We start from the raw sequence: 5,904 nt of genomic DNA, 5'->3' as shown, positions 1-5,904 counted from the left end.
GTGTCAGACTTAAGCAATTAAGCGTTTTTCGGTGAAGCGTCAACCCCATTCAGCGACCACCCTAAAAAAGTGGCGTGGTGAGGAATCGCCGTCCGTTTTACGGCGGCGAGGATGTCAAAAACTCTAGAGTTGTTGGGAAATAAGCTCAAAATCATTGAAGCCCTTACATGGTAAGCTTTTAAGCGACTTTCTATTGTGATCGCTAAAACCCAGACTACATAAGGCTTTGAGCTATTTTAATAGTTATATCCCAACAGGTCTTCTAGTTAACAAAAGTCCAGCGTCCTTCCACCTGACCGTCAAGAAGCTGATGAGTGCTTAAGTATTCTTCAAGAACACCTTGGCTTGAGGTAGTAGCAACTTTAGCGTTAGCTATTTCTTCAGGCGTGAGATTCAAACACTTCAGGGAATTTTGATAATGATAATCTTGCACGCAGATTAAGTATAAACGATCAGCCTCTACAGGTTGTTCATTAATACTGAAAGATTCAATTGCTTTTGTGGTATTGTTATAAACCACTCGAACACCTTTGCTGATTTGATAACATTGACTTTCCCCAGGCTTTCTGTTTTCTGGGCGCAGAAAATGGGTAAATACCTTTGTCAGTTGCGCTCCAGTAACTTTAATTTTATAAAGAGAACCATCATACGGATAAACCTTCTTAAGGTCTTCAAGAGTGACCACAGGCCCTAATTCTTTACCTCGTATGGAACCACTACCGACAAGCACGACATCAATCGTATCTATTTCTGAGAAGATATCAGCGATTAAATTACCCAACTCCGTTTCTTGTTCGCGCACGGGATGAGTCAATTTACGATTTAAACGACTAACAATGCGATTGTACTTGCGATCTACTTGCTCTTTATAGGTATTGATAAAATTTTGCAAATCTACGTCAGGACTAGCTACCTGATCATTAATAGGAACAAGCTCCCACTTCCATTCGACAATGCTGTTCGTATCGTCGTCTACTGTAATATCGAAACGTCCGATCTGATCAGTACCAACGGCGGCTTGGGCGATTAAAATGTTGTTTACTTGGGCGGGCTGTTCTAAAAGTGTATGAGAATGTCCACCAATGATCATGTCCACCCCCCACTCAGGGTCTAACATAGCCGCTAACTTTTGATCCTCTTCAAAACCAATGTGAGTTAGGAGAATTGTCAAATCAATATCTTCATTTTTGTAGGTATTACAGATTTTACCGACTTCAGCCGCCGCATCTTCTAGTCCAACAAATGTACCAATGCTTTTGTCTAGCTTTAAGGCACTAAGAACCTCTTCGGTGACAATACCAATGAACATAACATCAAATCCATCTACATTGAGGATGATATAGGGATTCATCAATCTTTTGCCGTACTTTTTAATGTACAAGTTGGCATTAACAATAGGAAAGTTTGCCATTTTTTCTAAGAATAGCAAATGAGGAAAGCCATAGTCTAATTCGTGGTTTCCTAAAGTCACTACATTAGGCGCTAGGTAATTCATAATTTCCATGGTTGATAAGCCTTTAAATTCGGTATCAATCATCGAACCTTGAAGCATATCACCTGAAATAACATAAAGTGTATTTTTTTCCGTTTGACGCACTTTATTGATATAACCAGAAAGCAATGATAAACCGCCGATCAAACCACCTTGTCCAGTTTTAGCCTCCGCTAAAAAGTCGCCGTGCATATCATTGGAATGTAAAATTGTAAAGTTTTTGAGTTTTTTTGTAGTTTCAACCATGAGCCTCTCCAGTAGTTTGAGTTGATTAAATGAAAGAGATAGTTTGATTTGGGTACTGCGAACGGTTTAAAGCTTGACTTTCTGAATACCGTCAGAAGCTTTGTCTGTGATTCCTTCTAGCCGATCTAGAAAAAGTTTAGCTTTTAGCAGTCCGTAGCACAGCATAGCATAACTCGCGCCGATCTAGAAAGAGTTCATTTTTTACCAGTGCGATCACCGCTGTGTGGCGATCGCTGATCTTGTAGGGTGCGTTAATGAAATGTAACGCACCAAATTGATTGTTATTCTCCGTAATCATCTAATTTTTGGGATGTTTATTAATGCGATCTCATATTACCATCTTCATAGTGTGATCGCCGTCTTGTTGTTGATTAAACTTTAAAAACGCAATCGCTTTTATTGTCATCAGTGCGTGGGTTGACGTTCATGAAACCCAACAAATCGTTTACAATAACCGTTAGATAGATTCATTCTATAAGGAGCAATAATAAGATGTTAGTTCGTTATGCTTTAAGTGATTATATCCATGAAGCGATCGCTATATCAGAAATTGAACAACTAGAAGATGGCACTTATGTAGGTAAAATTCCGAACTGTCAAGGAGTAATTGCTTTTGGTGACACCTTATCCGAATGCCAAACACAGTTACGCTCCACTTTAGAAGATTGGATTTTAGTGGGATTAAAACTAGGTCATATTTTACCTGTAATTGCTGGAATTGATCTTAATCGGGAGTGCTAAAATGTGAGTCGTTTAAATCCATGTAAAAGAAGAGATTTTATCAAAAAACTAAGAAAATTAGGTTTTGAACAACCAAGATCAGGTACAAGACATCAATTTATGATTTATCAACAATATCGTCTGACGATACCCTCTAATTCTGAATATTCTGTGCCTCAATTGAAAATGATGATCAAGGAAGTTGAAAATATTATGTCTCGTGAAATAACGATTGATGAATGGAATGAACTTTAAAGTGCGATCGCCGTTATCTTGTTGCTCAAGTGCGATCGCTGACCTTGTAGGGTGCGTTAATGAAGTGTAACGCACCAAATTAATTGTTATTCACCGTAATCATCTGATTTTTGGGATGTTTATTAATGCGATCTCATATTACCGTCTTCATAGTGCGGGATTTGTTGTACAATAGGTAAATGAAGATTTTAGGGGTAATCAAAATGTTAAGTATTGATACTATTAATGAAAATATTGCTCAATCTTCTTTGCCTTCATTACAAGAAATTGCTAAACTTTCTCTATCAGAAAGACATAAACTTTTACGTCCTCTTATTCAAGAAATGGCTGAAGATGTCAATAATGATCCTGAACTAGATTTCTTTTCATAAATTGAGGGAGAAGGATTAGAAAACGATGACGATTAACCCAAAACGAGGCGAAATCTGGCAAGTTAACCTTGAGCCAACCATCGGACAAGAAATTAGGAAAAAACGTCCTGTTGTTGTTATTAGTTCAGATTTATATAGTCCGATTGCTTTAAGAATTGTGATTCCATTAACAACTTGGCAAAATAAATTTATTAATCGTCCTTTTATGGTCAAAATTGTGCAAGACAAAATCAATGGGTTAGATCAAGATTCTGCGAGGAATGTTTTACAGATTCGTAGCCTATCAACGCAACGATTTATCGATAAAATTGGAGTTGTTTCCAATCAAGTTATGGGAGAATTATTGGCAGGTTTAGTCATTAGTATTGATTATTCCATAGATAATTAAATAGTGCGATCGCCGTCATCTTGTTGATTAAACTTGAAAATTGCGATCGCTTTGGCTTTTGAAAGTGCGGTCTGCTTCGCAGTGCCTTCGGCAACGCTGATTTTTTAGAAAGCTTGATGGTGATATAATTTAAATAAAGACTGCGTAAAAAAGGAAAAAACAGCCGTGAGTCAAACAGAAATTACAGATTCTTTGCTAACTAGCACAGGTTTCTATAACCTCTTTCAAACCTTACCACTAGAAATCCGACAAGGCTTTCTACAACTTTTATTTCAAAATAATTCCTCTGAATTAGAAGACTTTATCCTTTATTTAGCTTGTGAAGATTCTCGAAAAGAAGGATTTTTATCTGAATTAGAGTCTCAATCTCTCTTGGAGAGTTTGCCTCAATGAAATATCAAATTGCCAAACGCTTCAAAAAAGATTTAGATAAAATTAACGACCAAAAAATTCTTGCAAAAGTTAGAAAATGTATTGAAGCAATTGGAAATTCTCAATCACTATCCGAAATCCCCGATCTTGAAGCACTAAAAGGCTTCTCAGGATATTATCGCATTAAATTTGACTACAGCTATCGTATTGGAATTTTTTGGGATGGCGAAGTTATCGAAATTCTCAAAATAGAGAGTCGAGAAGGATTTTACAAAAATTTCCCGTAGAAATTTAGACGATCGCCGTCACTCGACAATTAGCCAAAAACACAGCTATAATATTAATTAAACTAAATATCGTATTTTAATATATGAAAGATCGTCAACATTTCGTAACCCAAGCAGTACTTAGAAACTTTTCTTCATGCAAAAAAAAGGAGAAAATATTCGTCATTCTTCACAAAAACAATCAACTTGCAATACTACCAAAAGCTATAAATAGAACTTTTGAACAAAACAACTACTTCAAAACTAACGAAGAAAACTATGATTCATGGTTTGAAAATATTGATGCTCAAGCTCCATCTATAATAGCCTCAATTATTGAAAATGGGGTGGAAAACTTGACCACCCAAGAACGAGAAAAAATCAATGAATTCATGGCATTTCAATGGCTTAGATGTGCCGCAGTCAGAAACGAATCAATTTCGTTTTCTGAAATCTTAAAAGCTCCTCAAAATCAAAAGGAGTATCTAGAACTTAAACAAAAAATCTATGATTTGGATAAGCAGAAAAAAATCTCTCTACATGACCTCAAAAATGACCCGCGCTGGTCGTCTTTTGAATATTTAGATAAAATGTTAGGAGAGGATTCGATTAAACATATTCATGCTAATTTGTTTACAGATATTCAAGTTTTAATCCAAAAACTTAACGATTTAACGTTAAGTAGTGTTAGTCCAAAATCATTGGATAGAAAAGACGAATATGTTATTAGTGCTTCCCCAGTTTTATATAATTGTCGGGAACCTGAATTCTATTTTCCTATCAGTCCAACTAATTACCTAAGATTTCATTCTATTGACAGTAGTTTCTCTCCACTGGATTCTAGGTTTCTTAATGAACTACAATTCATTAATGGTAGAGCTTATACTGGTTGCCGTGTTGCTGCTAGACATCAGGAAACTTTAGAATATCTTAAAAATACTCCATTACAAGACTGTGAAATAAAAAATTTAGAAAATTCTTTTTGGAAATACCTTTTTCTTGAAATGTATAAAAAAAATCAAGAAGCTAAAAAAGTTAGTGGTTAGAGTGATCGCTTTGGCATTTAAAAGTGCGATCGCCGTCATCTTGTTGATTAAACTTTAAAATTGCGATCATTTTGGGAGAGTCAATTTTTCTATTTGGTATCTCTCTTGTGACGCTTCACGGGTAAGAATTACAGGTATTTTGGCTAATTCGCTCTAATCCATACTGGGTAATGATTTTGGGAAAGATACCAAATGGACTCTATAGAAATGAGATAGGATCAAGACATCCCTATACACTATCAACAATTTATGAAATCCATTAAAATCATTGTTGAAAAACATCCTGATGGCTATATCGCCTATCCATTGGGAATTCAAGGCGTAGTAGTCGGTGAAGGTGATACCTATGAAGATGCTCTTAATGACGTGCGATCGGCGATCGCTTTTCATGTTGAAACCTTTGGGGAATCAGTTCTCGAAAGCGACTGATCTGTATTAGAAGCCTTTGTTGTAGAGGCAATGGTCTAATGGCAAAATTTCCTGTTGATGCCACCAAAGCCAAAGTGATTAAAGTTCTTGAAAAATTTGGTTTTTCAATTGTTAGAGAAAAAGAGCATATTTCTATGATTAGAAAAAATTCGGATGGAACAACAACACCTTTAACACTACCAAATCACAAGCAAATTAAAAGGCGTTGTCAGATTAAGAGATGATGAGGTAAAATAAATGAAAAATAAAATAAGCAGAAAGAACAATGAAATGCCCAGAATGTCAAAGCCATCACATCAATAAAAATGGTCATCGAGGT

At 35.9% G+C, this 5,904-nt stretch carries 11 protein-coding genes; 9 read left to right on the top strand and 2 right to left on the bottom strand.

The annotated features are described in order from the left end of the window. Positions 1-17: 17 nt before the first annotated feature. Both EWV84_RS20790 and EWV84_RS20785 read right to left on the bottom strand, forming a co-directional pair. Positions 18-155 (bottom strand): hypothetical protein, encoded by a 138-nt coding sequence (locus tag EWV84_RS20790; RefSeq protein ID WP_287079797.1) that lies wholly within the window; start codon positions 153-155, stop codon positions 18-20. 107 nt (positions 156-262) lie between these two features. Beyond that, positions 263-1,738, bottom strand: coding sequence for a bifunctional metallophosphatase/5'-nucleotidase (locus tag EWV84_RS20785; protein ID WP_287079796.1), 1,476 nt, complete (start codon positions 1,736-1,738; stop codon positions 263-265). 492 nt (positions 1,739-2,230) lie between these two features. On the opposite strand from EWV84_RS20785, the gene EWV84_RS20780 reads away from it, so the two are divergent. The 9 genes from EWV84_RS20780 (at position 2,231) to EWV84_RS20740 (ending at position 5,809) form a co-directional block, all read left to right on the top strand. After that, a complete protein-coding gene (locus tag EWV84_RS20780) occupies positions 2,231-2,479 on the top strand; it encodes a type II toxin-antitoxin system HicB family antitoxin (RefSeq protein WP_287079795.1) in 249 nt (82 codons plus the stop codon). 3 nt (positions 2,480-2,482) lie between these two features. Then, positions 2,483-2,713 carry a type II toxin-antitoxin system HicA family toxin gene (locus EWV84_RS20775; RefSeq protein ID WP_287079794.1) on the top strand — a complete coding sequence of 77 codons (231 nt, stop codon included), beginning with the start codon at positions 2,483-2,485 and terminating at the stop codon, positions 2,711-2,713. A gap of 203 nt (positions 2,714-2,916) precedes the next feature. Next, the gene (locus tag EWV84_RS20770) at positions 2,917-3,084 is read left to right on the top strand and encodes a hypothetical protein (RefSeq protein ID WP_287079790.1); all 168 of its coding nucleotides are present in this window, start codon (positions 2,917-2,919) and stop codon (positions 3,082-3,084) included. Between the two features lie 25 nt (positions 3,085-3,109). After that, a complete protein-coding gene (locus EWV84_RS20765; protein ID WP_287079788.1) occupies positions 3,110-3,472 on the top strand; it encodes a type II toxin-antitoxin system PemK/MazF family toxin in 363 nt (120 codons plus the stop codon). A 165-nt stretch (positions 3,473-3,637) separates the two neighbouring features. Then, positions 3,638-3,865 carry a hypothetical protein gene (locus EWV84_RS20760; protein WP_158199689.1) on the top strand — a complete coding sequence of 76 codons (228 nt, stop codon included), beginning with the start codon at positions 3,638-3,640 and terminating at the stop codon, positions 3,863-3,865. After that, on the top strand, positions 3,862-4,131 hold the full coding sequence (locus EWV84_RS20755) for a type II toxin-antitoxin system RelE/ParE family toxin (protein ID WP_158199688.1): 270 nt from the start codon (positions 3,862-3,864) through the stop codon (positions 4,129-4,131). Before EWV84_RS20760 ends, EWV84_RS20755 begins: the two co-directional genes overlap by 4 nt. An 83-nt stretch (positions 4,132-4,214) precedes the next feature. After that, positions 4,215-5,156: a DUF4238 domain-containing protein gene (locus EWV84_RS20750; protein WP_287079784.1), complete on the top strand. Its 942-nt coding sequence runs from the start codon at positions 4,215-4,217 to the stop codon at positions 5,154-5,156. A gap of 249 nt (positions 5,157-5,405) precedes the next feature. Further along, a complete protein-coding gene (locus EWV84_RS20745) occupies positions 5,406-5,585 on the top strand; it encodes a type II toxin-antitoxin system HicB family antitoxin (RefSeq protein ID WP_287079782.1) in 180 nt (59 codons plus the stop codon). Between the two features lie 38 nt (positions 5,586-5,623). Beyond that, on the top strand, positions 5,624-5,809 hold the full coding sequence (locus tag EWV84_RS20740; RefSeq protein WP_287079780.1) for a type II toxin-antitoxin system HicA family toxin: 186 nt from the start codon (positions 5,624-5,626) through the stop codon (positions 5,807-5,809). The last annotated feature ends 95 nt before the right edge of the window (positions 5,810-5,904 follow it).

Origin of the sequence: Microcystis sp. M_QC_C_20170808_M3Col (assembly GCF_007095505.1) — a bacterium.
Classification (GTDB): Bacteria; Cyanobacteriota; Cyanobacteriia; order Cyanobacteriales; family Microcystaceae; genus Microcystis.
The sequence above is the reverse complement of the archived record's forward strand: the minus strand, read 5'-3'. Positions and strand labels throughout refer to the sequence as shown.

Excerpts from the sequence above, each read along its gene's own strand:
- EWV84_RS20790 (WP_287079797.1), bottom strand. The coding sequence starts at position 155 with ATGATTTTGAGCTTATTTCCCAACAACTCTAGAGTTTTTGACATCCTC.
- EWV84_RS20785 (WP_287079796.1), bottom strand. The coding sequence starts at position 1,738 with ATGGTTGAAACTACAAAAAAACTCAAAAACTTTACAATTTTACATTCC.
- EWV84_RS20780 (WP_287079795.1), top strand. The coding sequence starts at position 2,231 with ATGTTAGTTCGTTATGCTTTAAGTGATTATATCCATGAAGCGATCGCT.
- EWV84_RS20770 (WP_287079790.1), top strand. The coding sequence starts at position 2,917 with ATGTTAAGTATTGATACTATTAATGAAAATATTGCTCAATCTTCTTTG.
- EWV84_RS20765 (WP_287079788.1), top strand. The coding sequence starts at position 3,110 with ATGACGATTAACCCAAAACGAGGCGAAATCTGGCAAGTTAACCTTGAG.
- EWV84_RS20755 (WP_158199688.1), top strand. The coding sequence starts at position 3,862 with ATGAAATATCAAATTGCCAAACGCTTCAAAAAAGATTTAGATAAAATT.
- EWV84_RS20750 (WP_287079784.1), top strand. The coding sequence starts at position 4,215 with ATGAAAGATCGTCAACATTTCGTAACCCAAGCAGTACTTAGAAACTTT.
- EWV84_RS20745 (WP_287079782.1), top strand. The coding sequence starts at position 5,406 with ATGAAATCCATTAAAATCATTGTTGAAAAACATCCTGATGGCTATATC.
- EWV84_RS20740 (WP_287079780.1), top strand. The coding sequence starts at position 5,624 with ATGGCAAAATTTCCTGTTGATGCCACCAAAGCCAAAGTGATTAAAGTT.